This window comes from Falsochrobactrum shanghaiense (assembly GCF_003149535.1).
Classification (GTDB): domain Bacteria; phylum Pseudomonadota; class Alphaproteobacteria; order Rhizobiales; family Rhizobiaceae; genus Brucella; species Brucella shanghaiense.
Window position 1 is genome coordinate 576,833 of the sequence record NZ_QGDB01000003.1, and the last position, 18,468, is coordinate 595,300.

Genomic DNA, 18,468 nt, shown 5'->3' on the forward strand with positions numbered 1-18,468 from the left:
TCTAGCTGCCGCGACTCAGTGTAACCCATTGAAATAAATGGAGAGCGACTGCAACACGATGCAACAAGGCTTTTGGGGTGATTGGGAATGAAGGCTTGGGCTAACCCCTTGAAAAGCCTTCTGAAAAAATGGTCGGAGCGAGAGGATTCGAACCTCCGACCCCCTGATCCCAAATCAGGTGCGCTACCAGGCTGCGCTACGCTCCGTCGCCCATTCGGACGCTGATTTCCCTAGAGAATTCGCCATGACAAAGCAAGAGCTATTTTCAATCAAAAGCCAAATAATGGAACGAACGGAATAAACCCGACAGCACAAGCCGCCAAACTCGTCAAAGACCGCTCACAATCATCCGCCTTGCAGGACCTTGATCGTGTTCGGAGTCACCTGCCCTCGCGAAGCAGCGTTTACATCGGCATGGGTAAGCCGACCAGAAGCAATGCCTCGTGTGAGCCGGGTACAATAAACGCCGGGCATCGCCTTCACGGATGTATTTGCAACTTTCGCTATCGCCTGACGCGTTTTAAGAGGCTTGTTTCTGATCTTCTGCGTGCAATTCCTGATGAAATCGCTTCTTACGGCAGGACTTCCCTTCAAGGCTTGCTGGCCGGTGGCGTAAGTGGATGCGCTCACACCACAACCGGCTAAAAGGGCGGCGGCAATGATCGATGGAATAAGTATTCTCCCCATGCTGTCCTCCTCGGGTGAGAAGACTGAAGTAACAAACCGGATCGGTCAACAAAAAAGCGGCGGGCTGCGAGCCTAAAGCCCACGATAGAAATGCAACTATCGAATTTGTCCATGTCCAGGCAGACAACAAGCCGTTATCGGTGCTCCAAGGCTCGACGGAACCATATGCAATTTGCGGCGTTTCAATCTGGCAAACATGTTTCGGAGAGTTTCCAGTATGAATCGAAATGGCCTTTATCTGATTGTCGGCGCTCTTATTGTCGTGGTCGCCGGCTTGGCGTTTTACGTATATCGGGAAGAGACAAAGCCCGCTGGCATCGAAATGAAAATCGGGGAAGATGGTATTTCCATTGAGGAAAATTAACTTAAATCAAAGTTATAAACATATAAACCGATTTAGATTTCAAGCGCTTATGGATTGTGATTAAACTTTTTCCGCGCCTCTGTGTTATGGGACTATCAAGAAACGGAGGATCGAAATGGCTATCCAGACTTCAGATGCGCTACACCGTCGTCATGAGCGTGAATGGGCTGAATTTCGAAATGCGGTCGAGCAAAACGAACTGAACCAGAAGCGGAATGATCACGCTTCGGGAGAAACGGTTCTGGAAAGCAAGACTGCCGAGCAGGAATGAGCCAGTCAATCACTACCTAAAAAACGCCGCTTCCGCGGCGTTTTTTATTGCCATCGGAAGGGTAGTCCGTCGCATATTCGAAAAAATTGACTTGGGATTTCGATGGCAGCCGCTACCTTAGCGGCCTGACAATAGCCGTTTAAGCGCCTCCTAATCCGCTTATAAACAGCCAGCCATGCCGGTAACCAATTGCGAAGGAAGAACCGCTAGGCTCTTCCTGTCGCGATTCGGACAGGAACTGAACAAATGGCTGCAAAGAAACGAAGCTCCCGCACGCGCAAGCGCTCCACCAAGCGCAAGAGTGGATCGGGTTCAAGCGCGCCTTTGCTGGCGCTGGGTGTTATTTTAGGTCTTGGCGCTTTCAGCCTTTGGGCTACTGCGCAGCATAAAGACCCGCATGCCGCATTCACGGCCTTGTTCCAGCGCCCTGCCTCTCGTCCTGCTCCCCCGGCCCCGGTGAAGACCGAACAAAGGGCCGAAGCCAGAAAGGCTGTTGCGGAACGGAAAGCGCAGCCGAAGCAGGAGACGAAAGATTTTGCCAAAGCCGTTGGACCCGTTCCGCGTCCGGCTGCGGCGGTAGCGCCAGCCCGGCCGAAGCCGCCGGAACAAAGCGCTGTTCTCACAGCCAGGTTGCCCGCACCTCCGCGTGGCACCAATACACCTGCCCATTCGCCTTCCGTCATCTTTGCAAAAGTTAAGCTTACCATTCACAAAAATGCATGGGATAAATCGCCCGCCATCGGCACGGTCGAAAAGGGCCGCGAGATGCGTTCCTACGGCAAGACAGGCCGCTGGCATCGTGTCGTGGTCCCTTCGACCAACATGATCGGCTGGGTGCATGAAAATCAACTGGTCGGCGGACGCAGCAAACCGGACAGCGGGAGAACGATTACCGGATCGATTGCCAGGAAACCGCAGCCCGCGGCGCCGGTTCCTTTCCAATCGCAACACAAATCCCGCATCCAGCCGCCATTGGCGGTCGGCCCCAAAAATTAGGAAATGCAGCACCGGTTACGGTGTTATTGCAACCTTGAGCACGCCGTCCCTCTGATTGGCGAAGAGGTCATAGGCCTCTTCAATCTGGTCGAGGCTGAAGCGATGGGTGACCAGCCCCGAAAGATCCGCCCTGCCCGTCGCCACCACTTCCTGCATCCTGCGCATACGTTCCTTGCCGCCCGGACAAAGGGTGGTGAGAATCGATTTATCGCCAAGTCCCGCGGAGAAGGCGTCGAGCGGGATTTTAAGGTCGGTCGAATAAACGCCAAGACTGGAAAGCACCCCGCCGGGACGAAGAACCCGCAGCGCCGCCTCGAAGGTCGATTGCGTGCCGAGCGCTTCAATGGCCACATCGACGCCACGTCCGTCCGTGATGCGCATGATCGCTTCCACCGGGTCTTCCTGTTTGAAGTCTACGACGACATCCGCGCCCATGCGCCTGGCCATTTCCAGACGGGCGGGAACCGTATCGACCGCGATGATGCGGGTGGCGCCCATCAGCCGCGCGCCAGCCGTGGCGCATAATCCGATCGGCCCTTGCGCAAAAACCGCCACCGTATCCCCGATCCTGATTTTTCCGGTTTCCGCACCGGAAAATCCCGTCGACATGATGTCGGGGCACATCAATACCTGTTCGTCAGTCACATCGTCATGGATCGGCGCGAGATTGGCCATCGCGTCGGGAATGCGCACATATTCCGCCTGACAGCCATCGATGGTGTTGCCGAGCCGCCAGCCGCCCATGGCCTTCCAGCCATGTTTGGTGCCGGCTCCATCCTGCGCCCCGCATCCGCACAGGCATGCATGGCTCCAGCCGGACGGCGTGATCGCGCCGGCAATGACGCGCTGCCCTTCCTCAAAGCCGGTTACGCCGGAACCAAGCTTTTCAATGATGCCGACCGGTTCGTGGCCGATGGTGAGGCCTTTTTCGACCGGATATTCTCCCTTGAGAATATGAATATCGGTTCCGCAAATTGTCGTGGTCGTTATTCTGACGAGAGCATCAAGCGGACCGATTTCGGGAACAGGTTTTTCATCCAGAACGATCCGGCCTTTTTCAGCAAAGATCGCCGCCTTCATTTTCTGAGCCATTTCAATCTCCTCAAAACACAGGCACGGGCTGTCAACGAAATGAGTTTGGAGCATTTTGCGACCGGGGTACAGTCCAAATAAATGTGGAGGCAGCGCCTCAATTTCGCTTGGACGCAGCTCTCGTCATGGCGGCAAGATGCGGATCGCCGGGGAGATAGGTAAAGCCCGCCGCCATCAGCGACGATGAATCGGCAATGAGATCGCCATAAAGCTGATCGTAGAGCGCCTTTCGCCCCAAAGCGGTCAGAAGCCACTTCATCAAGATGGCAGGAACCGGCACCAATCGCGATGGCCGGTCCTGCGCCACGCGGATCTTGATTACAAGTTCACGGGTCGAGCGTGGCTGCGGCTCGGCCAGATGGAAAATTTTCCCCGCTGCTTTTTCTGCCGGGGCTTCGGCCAGAAAGGCCAAAGCCCGTACGACATTCTCCAGCGATACCAGACTGCGCTGATTGTTCGCCAGACCGAACGGTAGAGGCAGCGGACTATCGCAGAGCCTGACCAGCGCCCGCAAATTGGCGCGCGCATCTGGCCCATAGACCAGCACAGGACGGGCAATGACGATCTCGATACCATCCAGCGCAACAAGCGCAGCCTCGGCCTGCGCCTTGGCCCGGCCATAATCATCGCCGGGCCGCGGGGCCAGTTTCATATCCGGTGTCAGCGGGGATGGATTGCCCGCAACCGTGTAGATGGTTGAAACGAAGATGAAGCGCTGCACCCCCGCCTGCCGGGCTTTTTGCGCCAGATCGACTGTCAGGCGATGGTTTATGGCGTCGAATTCATCCGCCTGCGGGCGCGCACTGCCTGTGCGATGGGCAAGGGCGGCGCAATGAATGACGGTTTCGACACTCGAAAAATCGGGGTCGGAAAGCGCGGAGCGCGAGAGCCGCCGGACCTCATGTCCCGATTCTTCCAGATGGCGTGAAAGTGCGCTTCCGATAAAACCACCGGCTCCGGTAACGGCGACCCTCATCCTCCGTTCTCACCGGTTTTCGAAAGCACATGCGCGGCCAGCGTGCGGGTGATGCGGGTTTTCTGCTCCAGCGCGGCGCGGTCGAGCCGCTCGACAAGGCGGATGGCCGAGAGAAGCGAGCGCTCCATGCGGCTGACGAGATAGCTCACGACATGCGGCTCGACGCTGACCTGCCGGTCGGCGAACAGTTTATAGACGACCCCCGAAAGCAGAAGATCGTCCGGCTCGGCGATTTCGACGACAGTGGCAGCTTTCAGCCGGGAAGCAAGATCGGGCAAGGCCACATTCCAGTTGATAGGACGATGGCGTGATGTCATCAGCAGCGATGGTCCCGGCCCCTGCGCCGCATTCAGCCGGACGCTGTTGATCAGATGAAAAAGACCTGTTTCATCAAAGGGTTCGTCGCCGATATTATCAATCAGAATCGGCCGCTCGGCAGCAATTGCGACGGCTTCCTGCGTGATGGATTTCGGATCGAGCAAAAGCGCGCCGGTCGTCGCGCGCCAGATTTCCGCAAGATGCGTCTTGCCTGCGCCAGTGGGTCCGGCAAGGACTGCCACCGGTGTCAGCCAGTTCGGCCAGCGGTCGATAAGTTCCACTGCCGTATGATTGGATGCGGTGACGATAAGATCGTCGCGATGATAGGCGGGCTGATGCTCAAGATTAAGCGGAATCTGGCGCGGTGCGTCAATCATCGCTGCCTCCTGCATTTCCCGCCCGGTCATTCTTCAGTCTCATTGCTTCTCGCCCGTATTCTCGCCAACCTCGATAAGCGGCCCCGCCTCGGAATCGGGTGGCTTATTGAGCGGATCGTACATCGGGGAATGCAGATAGCGGTTCAGGGCAAAGCGTACAAGGACCGCAACGGCTGCGGCAGCGGGGACAGCGACCAGCATTCCCGTGAACCCGAACAGGGAACCGAAGGCAAATAATGCGAACATCAACCACACCGGATGCAGCCCGACGGAAGAACCGACGAGCTTGGGCTGAAGAATATTGCCTTCCACAAACTGGCCGAAAAGAAATACCGCAGCAACCACCACGATCATGAACCAGTCAGGCCAGAACTGCATCAGTGCCACACCCATGGCGAGAGTCAGGCCGATAAAGGAGCCGACATAAGGAATAAAGCTGATAAGTCCGGCAAAAAAGCCGATCAGCAGGCCAAAGTTGAGGCCGGTCAGGGTAAGACCGATGGCATAATAGGTGCCCAGAATAAGGCACAGGGTTCCCTGCCCGCGGATGAAGCCTGCGACAGCCGCATCCATTTCGCGTGCAATGCGCCGAACCGTATAAAGCTGGGAGCGCGGCACCCAGGAATCGATCCTTGCAACCATATGGTCCCAGTCGAGCAGCATATAGAATGCGACCACGGGCGTGACGACGAAAAGTCCCGCAATATCGATGAGGGATTTCCCCGAATTCCACAGCGACTCGAGCAGCGTCGATAAAAATCCGGCGCTCTGCTGAAGCAATGCGCTGAGATTTTCGCGAATGACGGAGCTATCGATGCCGATATAACGCTTGAGCCAGTACGAATTCTCATTGGCGAGCAGCGACTGTACCTGTGAAACATAGTCAGGCAGCTTGGAGATGAAATCGACAAGCTGGGTGGCGAGAATCGGGATGACGATCATCAGGCCGACAACCAGCGTCGCCAGAAAGGCCAGCAGGATGAGGACAGTAGCGGCCAGTCGCGAAAGCCCCCATCGCTCCAGCCGGTCGGCCACCGGATCGAGAAAATAGGCCAGCGCCATACCCGCCACGAAAGGCAGCAGCACCGAGCTGAAAACGACGAGGAACAGCACGAATACGGCCATCGCGGCAAACCAGAAGACCGCCTGACGGCGGATGGTCGTGCCCGTCAAACCGCCGCCCACCTCCACATTGACATGAATGTCGCCATCGCGCGCCGTGGCGTCCGATTGCGGTATCGTTTTGTTTACGCTCCCGCGCGCTGGCGCTGGTTTTTTCACCATGTGGATCCATTCTCTGCAAATGCAGTTCCGGGCTGTGCTATAACAGGACCGGGTTACTTTTATCGCAATGGCCTGGCGGAAGAAAGCGGCGAGAGCGAAGAAGCGTGCGGACATTGGTGCAAGCCTCCCATATTGAGAAGTTTCGACAGATTATCGCGCTGTTTTGTGCTTTTCCTGCCCGCCGGTCTTGCAGGCCACGCAATCTCGTGCCATTGCGCGCGTAAAGGTTCCCCCGCGCATAGCGCCGAGTTTCAGGAGCATGTCATGACCGTGGAAAACAACCCTGCCAGCCAGACCGATAGCAAGACAGGGCTTACCTATGCGCAGGCTGGCGTCGATATTGATGCCGGGAACCTGATGGTCGACAAGATCAAACCGCTGGTGCGATCCACACGCCGCCCCGGCGCGGATGGCGAGATCGGCGGTTTCGGCGGCCTGTTCGATTTGAAAGCTGCCGGTTTCACCGATCCGGTTCTGGTCGCCGCCAATGATGGTGTGGGCACCAAGCTCAAGATCGCAATCGATGCCGACAAGCACGACACGGTCGGTATCGATCTGGTCGCCATGTGCGTCAACGATCTCGTCGTGCAGGGTGCGGAGCCGCTGTTCTTTCTCGATTATTTTGCCACCGGCAAACTCTCGCCCGATCAGGGCGTGGCCATCGTTTCGGGCATTGCCGAAGGCTGTCTTCAGGCCGGATGCGCGCTGATCGGCGGCGAAACGGCGGAAATGCCCGGCATGTATCGCGATGGTGATTATGATCTTGCGGGCTTTGCCGTGGGTGCCGCAGAACGCAACCGTCTTTTGCCGCGCGGCGATGTTGGCGAGGGCGACATCATTTTCGGGCTCCCCTCTTCGGGCGTTCATTCCAACGGTTTTTCGCTGGTGCGGCGCATCGTGGAAATGTCGGGCCTTGGCTGGAAATCCGAAGCGCCATTCCAGCCCGGTTCAACGCTCGGTGAAGCATTGCTCACCCCGACGCGCATATATGTGAAGCCCTTGCTGGCGGCGATCCGCGCATCCGATGGCATCAAGGCGCTGGCGCATATCACCGGCGGCGGCTTCCCCGATAATATTCCGCGCGTCCTGCCACAAGGACTTGCCGCAGAAATCAATCTCGAGGCAATCGCCGTTCCGCCGGTCTTCTCATGGCTTGCCAAAACCGGCAGCGTGGAAGCGCTTGAAATGCTGCGCACATTCAATTGCGGCATCGGCATGATCGTGGTCGTAAGTCCGGACAAGGCAGACGAAGTCGTCGCAGCCCTTGCTGCCGAAGGTGAAAAGGCAATCACGCTGGGCCGCATGGTCAAGCGCGAAGGTGATGGTGTCGTCTATCAGGGTGCGCTTGCTCTATGAGCCGCAAACGGGTCGTCATTTTTATTTCAGGCGGCGGCTCCAATATGGAGGCGCTGATCGCTGCCACGCAGGCAACCGATTATCCGGCTGAAATTGTAGCGGTCTTTTCCGACAAGGCGGATGCGGGCGGGCTTGCCAAGGCACAGGCAGCGGGCATTGCCACGCAGGTTTTCACGCGCAAGGATTATGCATCCAAAGACGCGCATGAAGAGGCGATCCTCGCCGCTCTCTCAGAGATCAGGCCCGACATCATATGTCTGGCAGGTTATATGCGGCTTTTATCGGCGCGCTTCATCACGCTTTATGAAGGGCGTATTCTCAATATCCACCCTTCTCTCCTGCCGCTTTTTCCCGGACTGAACACGCATCAGCGCGCGCTCGACTCCGGCATGAAGCTTGCGGGCTGCACCGTGCATCTGGTGACCGAAGCCATGGATGAAGGCCCTATTCTGGCGCAGGCTGCGGTTCCTGTCTGCTCCGGCGACACCAGCGAAACGCTTGCCGCGCGTGTATTGAAGGCGGAACACAGCATTTACGCACGGGCCTTGCGTCAATTCGCCGCCGGAGAAGCCCCGGGCAATGCAGCACAGCAAGATGCAATGATCATCAGCCTGTAAGCTGTGTGGCGCCAGCGCATCGCCTCATGATTTTTGCGCGCCAAAACTTTAATTCGGGAACGAGCGCCCTAAGTCAGACGTTGGGAAGCTGTATAGGGCTTTTCATCAGAGGCGTCGCCGCCTCATTCAATATGCTTAATAGAAGAGGACAAATATCATGTCTCTCCGCTTTTCGACTTCCTTCCTGTCCGCCATGGCTGTCATTTCCGGCGTGGCGCTGACCGTTCCGGCAATCGCTGCGGATATGGTTCCGCCGCCCACATCCGGGCGCACCCAGCCGCGCTCGGAAGTTGGCACATTGACCTGCGACATCTCACCGGCAATCGGCGTGATCATCGGCAGCCAACAGGATGTGGACTGCGTGTTCAAGCCCATACGCGGCCATGGTCCGGTTGAATATTATACCGGTAATATCACCAAGCTGGGCGTCGATGTCGGCTTCATCAATGGCGGCACGGTCGCCTGGGCCGTATGGGCACCCACGGTTCGCCCGCAAGGCGCGCTCAAGGGCCGCTATGTCGGCGCGTCCGCCAATGCCGCGATCGGGATCGGGGCAGGCACGAATATTCTGACCGGCGGTTCCTGGAAAACGATCTCGCTGCAACCGATTTCGGTGCAGGGCCAGAAGGGCCTCAATGCAGCCGTTGGCCTTTCCAAGCTCAAGCTGAACTATGTAGGCTGATTTCTAACCTAACCCCGCGCCCCAATATTTACGGCGCGGGGGCTTTTCTGATCCAGATCTTTGTATCGTGAACCGCAAGTCCGCCATAAGGCGCGGGCGCATCGGCTCCGGTCAGCGTGTTGATCCCCTCGCCGCGCTCGAAGGCGGAATTGGGAAAAATCCCCTCTGAAATAACCACACCGCGCTTGTGACCCGCACGAATACAGGCATGAAGCACGACTTCACCGCGATGGTTGCCGATTTCAATCCGCTCGCCATCGGCAATGCCAAGTCTTGCTGCATCTTCAGGATGGATGAGCAATTGCGGACGCATTTCCTTGACGGAAGAAGTCGGCGTTTCGGCGAAAGTCGAATTGAGGAAATTATGGGCAGGCGATGTCGCAAGGCGGAAAGGATGCTCCTCATCGGCTGCTTCGATCACTTCCCAATGGTCAGGAAATTGCGGCATCATCTGATAAGGCCCCTGCAATCCCATTGATTGCGGAGGCCTGTTTGGCGCAAGGCTTCCCAGCCAGTCGGGGCGGAAGCGGAACTTGCCGTCCGGCCATTTGAAGCCATGGATATAATGCGCTTCCTCAAAGGGCGGCTGTATATCCACGAAGCGCTTTTGCTTCAATTCGTCAAAATGCGGCAGATCGCTTTTGGCGTTCATATTGTCGATCAGCGTGCGTTCATCGAGATCGAAACCGGGCAAATGCCCCACCCCCAGCCGTTTCGCCAGTTCATTGATGACATAGAGATTCGGCTGCGCTTCGGCATGAGCTTCGATCAGCTTCGGCCCCAGCACCACATGCTGCTGGCCGCCGCCACGATAAATATCGTCATGCTCAAGAAAGGTGGTGGCGGGCAGGACGACATCGGCCATTTTCGCCGTATCGGTCATGAACTGCTCATGCACCACGGTAAAAAGGTCTTTGCGCGCAAAGCCTTCACGCACCAGACGCTGTTCGGGCGTCACATTCATCGGATTGGTGTTCTGGATGAGCAGCGCCTTGACAGGCGGGCCGTCGTAAAGCGCCTCACGGTCGCCGGTCAGAATTCGGCCAATCTTCGACTGGTCGAGATAGCGAATTCCGTTCTTCTGGAAAGCGCGGCCTTCGATCTCGCGCTTGTCCATGCGGAAAATGTCGGAATTGGAATGAAACGCGCCGCCTCCCTCATATTGGAAGGCCCCGGTCACGCAGGCGATGGAAGCCGCAGCGTGCATATTGACCGCGCCGTTGCGCTGGCGGGTAAAGCCATAGCCAAGGCGGAAGAAGGTGCGCTTCGTCTTGCCGACAAGATGGGCGAAAGCCTCAATTTCCGCAACCGACAGTCCGGTAATTCCCGCAGCCCATTGCGGGGTGCGGGTTTGCAAATGCGCTTCAAGCCCCTTCGGGTCGTCGGTATAGCGCTCAAGATAATCCCGGTCGGCAAGGCCGTCGCGAAACAGCACATGCATCACCGCGCAGGCAAAGGCTCCATCGGTGCCGGGTTTGAGTACGATGCCCATATCGGCCTGCCGCACGGTTGCATTGGCGTAGATGTCGATGACGACGATCTTTGCGCCGCGCTCTTTACGCGCCCGCACCGCATGGGTCATGACATTGACCTGCGTGGCTGCGGCATTGGTGCCCCAGATAACCACCACATCGGCTTTGGCCATTTCGCGCGGGTCAGGCCCCGTCAGGCTGCCGGTTCCGGCAAAATAGCCGGTCCAGGCAGTATTGGTGCAATAGCTGTCAAACTGGTTCGAATAGCCCTTGGCATGACGCAGGCGGTGAATGGAATCACGCTGCACCAGCCCCATCGTGCCGGCATAATAAAAGGGCCAGACGCTCTCGCTGCCGAAATCCTGCTCGGCCTTCTCAAAGCGCTCTGCGACAAGATCAAGCGCTGCTTCCCATGATGCCCGCTTCCATTCGCCCCCGCCCTTGCGGCCTGCGCGCAGCAGCGGATATTTCAGCCGGTCGGGATGATGGGCGCGCTCGGCATAGCGCGCGACCTTGGCGCAGATGACGCCAGCGGTATAGCTGTTGTCCTTTGCGCCGCGCACGCGGCCAATGGTGCGTTCGTCCAGCAACTCGATGTCGAGCGCGCAGGTGGACGGGCAATCATGCGGACAGGCGGAATGGCCGATTGTGATATTCGCTCTGGTGGATATTTGGCTCATGCTATTTCCTTACCGCAGGCCCGCAGCCCCGCAAACAGATTTCTGCGGCGGCGTACCGTGAAGGATGGACGACGATTTTATGTCACAATAAAACGACTGCGTATATTGCTGAAAGAGGCAAGGCATGAAACAAGCGCAATCATGAATTACCGCCACGCCTATCATGCTGGAAACTTTGCCGACGTCGTCAAGCACGTCATCCTTTCGCGCATCATCGAATATCTCAAACATAAGGATCAGGCCTTCCGCGTCATCGATACCCATGCGGGGATCGGGCTTTACGATCTCCATGCAACCGAAGCGGAGAAAACCGGCGAGTGGAACGGCGGCATCGGGCGGGTGGTCGATGCAGAAAAAAACGGGCGGATCGAGCCGCAGGCTGTCGAACTGCTCACGCCCTATCTTGAAGCCGTTCGCGCGGTCAACCCGCAAGGCGGGCTGCGACACTATCCCGGTTCACCCTTGCTGACACGCCATTTACTGCGCAGGCAGGATCGTCTTTCGGCACTCGAACTGCATCCGCAGGACGCGGCCAGACTTGCGAGGCTCTTTGCCGGGGACATTCAGGTGCGTGTCATCGAACTGGATGGCTGGCTGTCGCTTGGCGCGCATCTGCCGCCCAAGGAAAAGCGCGGGCTGATTCTGGTCGACCCGCCTTTTGAAAAGGAAGGCGAGTTTGATCGTCTTGTTGACGGGCTTGTCAAAGCGCATCGGCGCTTTTCGGGCGGCATCTATGCGTTCTGGTATCCCGTCAAGGATCGCGGGCAAGTGGAGCGCTTCACAAGGCGCCTGCGGGAAACGGGCATTGCCAAGATCCTGCAGATAGAGCTTGCGATTCGCGGCGCTTCGCCGGAGCCGCGCCTTGACGGTACGGGCATGATTATCGTCAATCCGCCCTATACACTCGAAAGTGAGATGCAAATTCTGCTTCCCTGCCTTAATCGATTGCTGAGTGAAGAAAAGGGAAGCAATTTCCGTATGCAATGGATACGCAGCGAGACGGATCGCTCTTGACCCGCGTGGATTGCTGAAAGAAACTGCTTGCAAAGAATTAGCCCCGGATTGCAGGACAGGAAAAAGACATGCAACGCAAGTTGAACCGCATCGGACAGTTTTCGAAGGCTGCTTTTCTGGCCGCTTCCATTCTTCCCCTGACGATTGCCTCCCTGCCCGCAAGCGCGGCGGACTATGTTGCACCCGCTCCCGCAGGCGTCAGCGATGCCGGACTGTGCAGCCAGCAGAGCGTGCTGCGCAGCGTGGTGGCCGATTTCGGCTATCAGGTACGCCATGTACCCAATCTTCCGCAGGTCGCCATTTCCGCCATGAGCGATGTGCGGCTGACGCGCTATGAACCCAAGACCAATCCTGCGGAAATCGAGCGCACCTATTGCAAGGCAACGGCGGTGCTGAGCGACGGTCAATATCGTTCCGTGTGGTATATGGTCGAGGAAGGTCAGGGGTTTGCGGGCGTCGGGCAGAATGTCGAATTCTGCGTCGACGGCTTCGACCGCTGGAACGTCTATGATGCCAATTGCCGCGTTCTGCGCTAATGCTGCGCAAGCTGGCGGTGATTCCAGCTCTACTTGTCGCATCTGCTCTGGCCGCGCCTTCCGGCACGGCGCAGGAGATGGGCAACAGCCGCCCCGGCGATTTCGATTTTTACGTGCTCGCCCTGTCGTGGTCGCCCAGCTATTGCGCACTGGAAGGCCCAAGGGCCAACAGGCAGCAATGCGGCTCCGGCAGGCCATTCGGTTTTGTCGTGCATGGCTTGTGGCCCCAGAATGAATGGGGCTATCCCGCCAATTGCTCGCTGGACGGCAGCGGCAATCGCGGCAGCTATGTCCCCCGCCAGGTTTTGTCGGGTCTATCCGACATCATGCCCTCCACCGGGCTTGCAGCCTATCAATGGCGCAAACATGGAAGCTGCTCGGGCCTTGGCCAGCGCGATTATTTTGCAACCATGCGACAGGCGCACGAACAGGTGAACATCCCGCCCAGCCTGCGCAATCTTGCCACCGGACGGCGGGTCGATCCGATGCTGATCGAAAAGGCTTTCATCGCAGCCAATCCGGGCATGAAGGCGGGCGGCATTTCGGTTTCCTGCCAGAGAAATCATCTTCAGGAAGTGCGCATCTGCATGAGCAAGGATCTGGATTTTCGCAGCTGCAAGCAGGTTGACGCCAATGCCTGCCGCAGCCGCTCGGTTCTCATGCCCGCTTCGCGTTAAAGCGTGTCGCGATCTTTCAGATTCGCTCCTTGCGCTTTAAGTTGTTGTTTTTACGCATGTCGTTATCCCGAAACCGGTTCCCACTTTCGGGCGACATGCTCTAGACCATTCCCAGCAACAATAAAAAAGCCGGGCAAATTGCCCGGCTTCTTTCGTTCGACTGATAGCAATCAGAACTTGTAGCCAACGCCTACACGAATGTCGTGGGTGTCGAGCTTGTTACGCACCGACTCGGTGCCCAAATCATAGGTCTTGTTGCCGAACTGGGTGTAGCGGTATTCAACGCGGCCCAGAATGTTTTCGGTCAACTTGGCTTCAAGACCGGCACCAGCAGTCCAGCCGACGCGGAACTTGCTTTCGTCTTCAATGCCGTTGTCAAGCTTGACCTGTGCGCCAGCAACACCAGCGGTGACGTATGGCATGACGGGGTTCAGGTCGTAGCCCAGACGGCCACGCAGCGAGCCTTCAAAGCCCTGCTTGGCTTCCAGACCATTCTTGGACTTCTTGGCCCAGGAATAACCGGCGTCACCTTCAACACCATATACGAACTGATCCTGCTGGAAGTTCCAGCCGGCATAGGCGCCAGCCTTCAGATCGTCCGGCTTGATGGTGCCGTCGGTGTTGGTCTTGACCTTGTTCCAGCCATAGCCGAGATAAAGACCGGTATAACCGCCAGCCCAGCTCGACTGCGGAGCAATTTCAACCGGCGCAGGAACAGGTGGCTGTTCCATGATGGCGTCAGCAGCAAAAGCGGTTGCAGAGAACGGCAGCAGCGCAGCCGAAGCGATTACAAGTGATTTAAGAGTGCGCATGGCATTCTCCTTATTAATTACTGTGGCGCGGTCCCTTATCGGGCAGGCGATTTCGGGAGTGAACCGCCTATGCCGCGCTAACCGGACAGATATATCGTGGGTAAATGCGGCATGATCTGACCGCTTCTGTGAAGAGAAGCTGACGAGAAGGTGGCAAAAATACGATGTTGCATTCTCGCAACGCTCTGCATGCTCACCTATATGAAAGCATATCGACGCCATGAGGCTGGGCCCTGATCGGCAATCTGCATCAAAACCCTTGATTTAATTGGGTTTTTATCAACTAAAACAAAATAGCGCGCTATTTTCCCTGTATTTTATCTGGCAAAATGGCATGAATTGAAGCGATGAATCACGATAAGAAAGTATTTACCGTGTTGGATAATCCCGATGCCCATCCGCTTGTAGATTGCCCCGTATTGGTCACCGGCGGAGCACGGCGCATTGGAAAAGCCATCGTCGAAGATCTGGCGGCGCAGGGCTTTCCCGTGGCTATCCATTGCAATCATTCGCTCGATGAAGGCCATATGCTGGCCGCTGCGATCAACGGACGCGGCGGCAAGGCCAGCCTCGTGCAGGCCGATCTGACAAACGAGGGCGAAGTACGCGGCCTTCTGCATAAAGCCGCCAGCGAGATCGGCCCCATTCGATTGCTGGTCAACAATGCCTCGCTGTTTGAAGACGACAATATCGGCGCTCTCGACATGCAGCTTTGGGACCGTCATTTCGCCCTTCATCTCAAGACCCCCGTCGTTCTTGCGGAAGAAATGGCGAAGACATTGCCCGGGGCAGCAAGCGCTCTTATCGTCAATATTATCGATCAGCGCGTATGGAAGCTGAACCCGAATTTCTTCTCCTATACGCTTTCCAAAGCAGCCTTGTGGAATGCCACCAAGACGCTTGCGCAAGCCCTTGCGCCGCGTATTCGCGTCAATGCCATAGCACCCGGCCCCACTTTGCCGAGCGAACGGCAGAAGATGGCGGATTTCGAGCTGCAGGTAAGCCACCTGCCCTTGCAGCGCGCCCCCGATCTGTCGGAATTTGGTCGTACTGTTCGTTATTTCTGGGAAAACCGCTCCGTCACCGGGCAGATGATCGCGCTGGACGGCGGACAGCATCTGGCGTGGGAAACGCCGGATATAGCAGGAATTACAGAATGACCGGCCGCAGTAAAATCAATGATGATCCCGCTCCATCCATCGATCCCGGCGATGAGATGGCGGTCGCGGGGATCATCGCGGGGGATGACGAACCAGACGAGGACAATGACGCGCTCGAAGAGATCGCGCCAGCCGCTCCTTCCGCTGTTGAACTCATTCAATGGGATTCATCCGACGGTCTTCCCGATACCAAGGGATTGAGCGGTCCCGACATCATCAATGCTTTCGTCAGGCATCTGCCAAACAGCCCCGGCGTCTATCGCATGTTCAACAGCGATGGCGATGTTCTGTATGTCGGCAAGGCACGGAGCCTCAAGAAGCGGGTTTCCAATTATGCGCGCGGCGTTGGTCATTCCAACCGCATTACGCGCATGATCCATGAAACCGTAACCATGGAATTCGTGGTCACGCGCACCGAGACCGAAGCGCTGCTGCTGGAGGCCAATCTTATCAAACGGTTGCGGCCCCGCTTCAATGTGCTGCTGCGCGACGACAAATCATTTCCATATATTCTGCTGAGCGGTGCTCACCGCGCACCCGGCATTTTCAAGCATCGCGGCGCGCGCAGCCGTGCGGGCGAATATTTCGGGCCTTTTGCCTCCGGCGGAGCCGTCACGCGCACGATCAATGCCCTGCAACGTGCATTTTTGCTGCGCACATGCACCGATTCGGTGTTTGAAAGCCGGACGCGCCCCTGCCTGCTCTATCAGATCAAACGCTGCTCCGGCCCCTGCACCCATGAGATCAGCGACGAGGATTATGCGGAACTGGTGAGCGAGGCGAAAGCCTTTCTTTCCGGCAAAAGCCAGAAGGTGAAGGATCATCTTGCCGCGGCCATGCAGGCGGCATCGGACGAACTCGATTTCGAGCATGCCGCCATTTATCGCGACAGGCTCTCGGCGCTGTCGCATGTGCAATCGCATCAGGGAATCAATCCGCAAACACTTGAAGAAGCGGATGTTTTTGCCATTTACCAGGATGGCGGCATGACCTGTATTCAGGTCTTTTTCTTCCGCACCGGCCAGAACTGGGGCAATCGCGCCTACTTCCCCAGAGCCGATAGCTCGCTTGGCGGGGCCGAAGTGCTGGGCGCCTTCCTGTCGCAATTTTATGACGGCAAGCCCATTCCGCGCCTCGTCCTTCTTTCCGAGACGGTCGACGACCAGTCGCTGATCGCAGAGGCTCTTTCCTCACGCGCCGAGCGACGGGTGCAGGTCAATGTGCCGCAACGCGGGGAGAAAAAGGAGCTGGTCGATCATGCCCTCACCAATGCGCGCGAAGCGCTGGGACGCAGGCTGGCCGAAACATCCTCGCAGGCACGGTTGCTCAAGGGTTTTTCCGAAACATTCGAACTGCCCCACATTCCGCGCCGCATCGAAGTCTATGACAATTCGCATATCATGGGCACCAATGCGGTCGGCGGCATGATCGTCGCCGGAGCAGAGGGGTTCATCAAGAACCAATATCGTAAATTCAATATCCGCTCGACGGACATCACGCCGGGCGACGATTTCGGCATGATGCGTGAGGTGATCGCACGCCGCTTTTCACGTCTCGTCAAAGAGCACGGCCGGGAGCACGGCGGGGAGCATGATGAGGGCGGCAACATGCCCAAGCCGCCAAATGGCGACGAAGCAGACGATCATTTCCCCGCATGGCCCGATGTCATTCTCATCGATGGCGGACAGGGGCAGGTTGGCGCGGTGCGCCAGATTCTCGCTGAGATGGGAATCGGCCAGCTGGTTACCGCCATCGGCATCGCCAAGGGTGTCGATCGCGAGGCCGGACGAGAGCGGTTTTTTGTCGAGGGCAAGCAGCCCTTCACCTTGCCGCCGCGCGATCCGGTTCTGTATTTCGTCCAGCGCCTGCGCGACGAAGCCCACCGCTTTGCCATCGGCACGCATCGGGCACGTCGCAAGAAGGAGATGGTCGCCAATCCTCTCGATGAAATTGCAGGAATCGGACCGATGCGCAAACGTGCCCTGCTGCATCATTTCGGCACCGCGAAAGCCGTTTCACGCGCGGCGGTGGAAGATCTCATGCAGATTGAAGGCATATCGGAAGCCATGGCGCGCACCATTCACAGCCATTTTCACGACCGGTAACGGAAAATTGTCTTCGCACACCCGCAAATACTCCACAGGCGGCATTACGCCCCGCCAGAACAAGGGCGAAGGTGTTGATTTTCTCTGCCATCCCTGATGATGATGGATGCTAATAAACGATGCGGCGGTACAATGAAGAAAAACCATACTCTCTCTTTGCCCAACATGCTGACTTACGGTCGCATAATTGCCGTGCCGATAGTCGTTCTATGCTTCTTCATAGAAGGCCGTCTGCAATCGAGCGATTTCGCCCGCTGGACCGCCTTGGGGATTTTTGTCGTCGCCAGCATCACCGATTTTCTCGATGGCTATCTGGCGCGTATCTGGAAACAGACCTCGAACATCGGCCGCATGCTTGATCCGATCGCCGACAAGCTGCTGGTTTCCGCCTGCCTTCTGCTGCTGGCCGCCGACGGGACCATAGCCGGTTGGACGCTATGGGCGGCGATCATCATTCTCTGCCGTGAAATTCTTATCGCGGGCCTGCGTGAATATCTCGCAGAACTGAAAGTCAGCGTTCCCGTTTCGCGGCTTGCGAAATGGAAAACCACCGCGCAGATGGTGGCCCTTGCTTTCCTGCTGGCTGGCCCTGCCGGAGACAAGGTGCTGCCCTATACGACCGAAATGGGCATCCTTCTGCTTTGGGTTTCCGCGCTTCTCACCCTATATACAGGATGGGATTATTTCCGCGCAGGACTCAAACATGTCATGGATTGATTCGAGGGCAGTTGCTGGTGAGCATAAAACTCGTCTATTTCGCCTGGGTGCGGGAGAAAATCGGTAAAGATGAGGAAGTAATCGAGCTTCCCTCCCCCCGGATGAGCGTCGGCGAACTGATTACCCATCTCAAGTCTCGCAGCGGCGAATATGCAGCCGCTTTCGAACATGAGAATATCATTCGCGCTGCGATCAACCACGAGCATGCCGATCACGATGCATTGGTGGAAGACGGCAGCGAAGTGGCGCTTTTTCCACCGATGACCGGAGGCTGA

19 protein-coding genes, 1 tRNA gene and 1 pseudogene are annotated in these 18,468 nt (G+C 57.3%); 13 read left to right on the forward strand and 8 right to left on the reverse strand.

Annotation, left to right across the window (positions count from 1 at the left end):
* Positions 1-129: 129 nt before the first annotated feature.
* Positions 130-206 (reverse strand) — tRNA-Pro (locus DKP76_RS10580).
* A 139-nt stretch (positions 207-345) separates the two neighbouring features.
* Positions 346-687, reverse strand: a complete 342-nt coding sequence (locus DKP76_RS10585) for a hypothetical protein (RefSeq protein WP_109706389.1) — start codon at positions 685-687, stop codon at positions 346-348.
* A gap of 217 nt (positions 688-904) precedes the next feature.
* Here DKP76_RS10585 and DKP76_RS19375 point away from each other — a divergent pair, with 217 nt between their 5' ends.
* The 3 genes from DKP76_RS19375 (at position 905) to DKP76_RS10590 (ending at position 2,318) form a co-directional block, all read left to right on the forward strand.
* Positions 905-1,051, forward strand: a complete 147-nt coding sequence (locus DKP76_RS19375; protein WP_199224792.1) for a hypothetical protein — start codon at positions 905-907, stop codon at positions 1,049-1,051.
* Positions 1,052-1,166: 115 nt separating this feature from the next.
* Entirely contained in the window at positions 1,167-1,322 is a 156-nt protein-coding gene (locus DKP76_RS19380) for a hypothetical protein (protein ID WP_199224793.1), read from the forward strand.
* Positions 1,323-1,568: 246 nt separating this feature from the next.
* Positions 1,569-2,318, forward strand: a complete 750-nt coding sequence (locus DKP76_RS10590; protein ID WP_109706390.1) for a hypothetical protein — start codon at positions 1,569-1,571, stop codon at positions 2,316-2,318.
* A 15-nt stretch (positions 2,319-2,333) separates the two neighbouring features.
* On the opposite strand, the gene DKP76_RS10595 is transcribed toward DKP76_RS10590, so the two are convergent.
* From DKP76_RS10595 to DKP76_RS10610, 4 genes are all read right to left on the reverse strand, one after another.
* Positions 2,334-3,410, reverse strand: coding sequence for an NAD(P)-dependent alcohol dehydrogenase (locus DKP76_RS10595; protein ID WP_109706391.1), 1,077 nt, complete (start codon positions 3,408-3,410; stop codon positions 2,334-2,336).
* Between the two features lie 97 nt (positions 3,411-3,507).
* The gene (locus DKP76_RS10600) at positions 3,508-4,386 is read right to left on the reverse strand and encodes an NAD-dependent epimerase/dehydratase family protein (protein ID WP_109706392.1); all 879 of its coding nucleotides are present in this window, start codon (positions 4,384-4,386) and stop codon (positions 3,508-3,510) included.
* On the reverse strand, positions 4,383-5,081 hold the full coding sequence (gene hdaA, locus DKP76_RS10605; protein ID WP_109706583.1) for a DnaA regulatory inactivator HdaA: 699 nt from the start codon (positions 5,079-5,081) through the stop codon (positions 4,383-4,385). The genes DKP76_RS10600 and hdaA overlap by 4 nt, the downstream gene beginning before the upstream one ends.
* Positions 5,082-5,120: 39 nt before the next feature.
* A complete protein-coding gene (locus DKP76_RS10610; protein ID WP_109706393.1) occupies positions 5,121-6,365 on the reverse strand; it encodes an AI-2E family transporter in 1,245 nt (414 codons plus the stop codon).
* 264 nt (positions 6,366-6,629) lie between these two features.
* Between DKP76_RS10610 and purM the strand changes: the two genes are divergently transcribed.
* From purM to DKP76_RS10625, 3 genes are all read left to right on the forward strand, one after another.
* Positions 6,630-7,721: a phosphoribosylformylglycinamidine cyclo-ligase gene (gene purM, locus DKP76_RS10615; RefSeq protein ID WP_109706394.1), complete on the forward strand. Its 1,092-nt coding sequence runs from the start codon at positions 6,630-6,632 to the stop codon at positions 7,719-7,721.
* Entirely contained in the window at positions 7,718-8,338 is a 621-nt protein-coding gene (gene purN / locus DKP76_RS10620) for a phosphoribosylglycinamide formyltransferase (RefSeq protein WP_109706395.1), read from the forward strand. Before purM ends, purN begins: the two co-directional genes overlap by 4 nt.
* A gap of 157 nt (positions 8,339-8,495) precedes the next feature.
* Positions 8,496-9,020: a DUF992 domain-containing protein gene (locus DKP76_RS10625; RefSeq protein WP_109706396.1), complete on the forward strand. Its 525-nt coding sequence runs from the start codon at positions 8,496-8,498 to the stop codon at positions 9,018-9,020.
* Between the two features lie 28 nt (positions 9,021-9,048).
* Here DKP76_RS10625 and DKP76_RS10630 read toward each other — a convergent pair whose 3' ends face one another.
* Positions 9,049-11,172 (reverse strand): molybdopterin oxidoreductase family protein, encoded by a 2,124-nt coding sequence (locus DKP76_RS10630; RefSeq protein ID WP_109706397.1) that lies wholly within the window; start codon positions 11,170-11,172, stop codon positions 9,049-9,051.
* Between the two features lie 141 nt (positions 11,173-11,313).
* Between DKP76_RS10630 and DKP76_RS10635 the strand changes: the two genes are divergently transcribed.
* The 3 genes from DKP76_RS10635 to DKP76_RS10645 all read left to right on the forward strand — a co-directional run bounded on the left by DKP76_RS10635 (position 11,314) and on the right by DKP76_RS10645 (position 13,399).
* A complete protein-coding gene (locus tag DKP76_RS10635; protein WP_109706398.1) occupies positions 11,314-12,186 on the forward strand; it encodes a 23S rRNA (adenine(2030)-N(6))-methyltransferase RlmJ in 873 nt (290 codons plus the stop codon).
* Between the two features lie 68 nt (positions 12,187-12,254).
* Positions 12,255-12,722, forward strand: a complete 468-nt coding sequence (locus tag DKP76_RS10640; protein WP_109706399.1) for a phage portal protein — start codon at positions 12,255-12,257, stop codon at positions 12,720-12,722.
* Positions 12,722-13,399 carry a ribonuclease T2 family protein gene (locus DKP76_RS10645; RefSeq protein ID WP_109706400.1) on the forward strand — a complete coding sequence of 226 codons (678 nt, stop codon included), beginning with the start codon at positions 12,722-12,724 and terminating at the stop codon, positions 13,397-13,399. The genes DKP76_RS10640 and DKP76_RS10645 overlap by 1 nt, the downstream gene beginning before the upstream one ends.
* Positions 13,400-13,569: 170 nt before the next feature.
* On the opposite strand, the gene omp25 is transcribed toward DKP76_RS10645, so the two are convergent.
* Positions 13,570-14,211, reverse strand: coding sequence for an outer membrane protein Omp25 (omp25, locus tag DKP76_RS10650; protein ID WP_109706401.1), 642 nt, complete (start codon positions 14,209-14,211; stop codon positions 13,570-13,572).
* Between the two features lie 347 nt (positions 14,212-14,558).
* Here omp25 and DKP76_RS10655 point away from each other — a divergent pair, with 347 nt between their 5' ends.
* From DKP76_RS10655 to moaD, 4 genes and pseudogenes are all read left to right on the forward strand, one after another.
* Positions 14,559-15,371, forward strand: coding sequence for an SDR family oxidoreductase (locus DKP76_RS10655; protein WP_109706402.1), 813 nt, complete (start codon positions 14,559-14,561; stop codon positions 15,369-15,371).
* Positions 15,372-15,568: 197 nt separating this feature from the next.
* Positions 15,569-17,476: pseudogene (uvrC, locus tag DKP76_RS10660) on the forward strand (excinuclease ABC subunit UvrC); the annotation flags it as partial.
* 132 nt (positions 17,477-17,608) lie between these two features.
* On the forward strand, positions 17,609-18,193 hold the full coding sequence (gene pgsA / locus DKP76_RS10665; RefSeq protein ID WP_109706404.1) for a CDP-diacylglycerol--glycerol-3-phosphate 3-phosphatidyltransferase: 585 nt from the start codon (positions 17,609-17,611) through the stop codon (positions 18,191-18,193).
* A gap of 17 nt (positions 18,194-18,210) precedes the next feature.
* Complete coding sequence (moaD, locus tag DKP76_RS10670; RefSeq protein ID WP_109706405.1) at positions 18,211-18,468, forward strand: molybdopterin converting factor subunit 1; 258 nt, start codon at positions 18,211-18,213, stop codon at positions 18,466-18,468.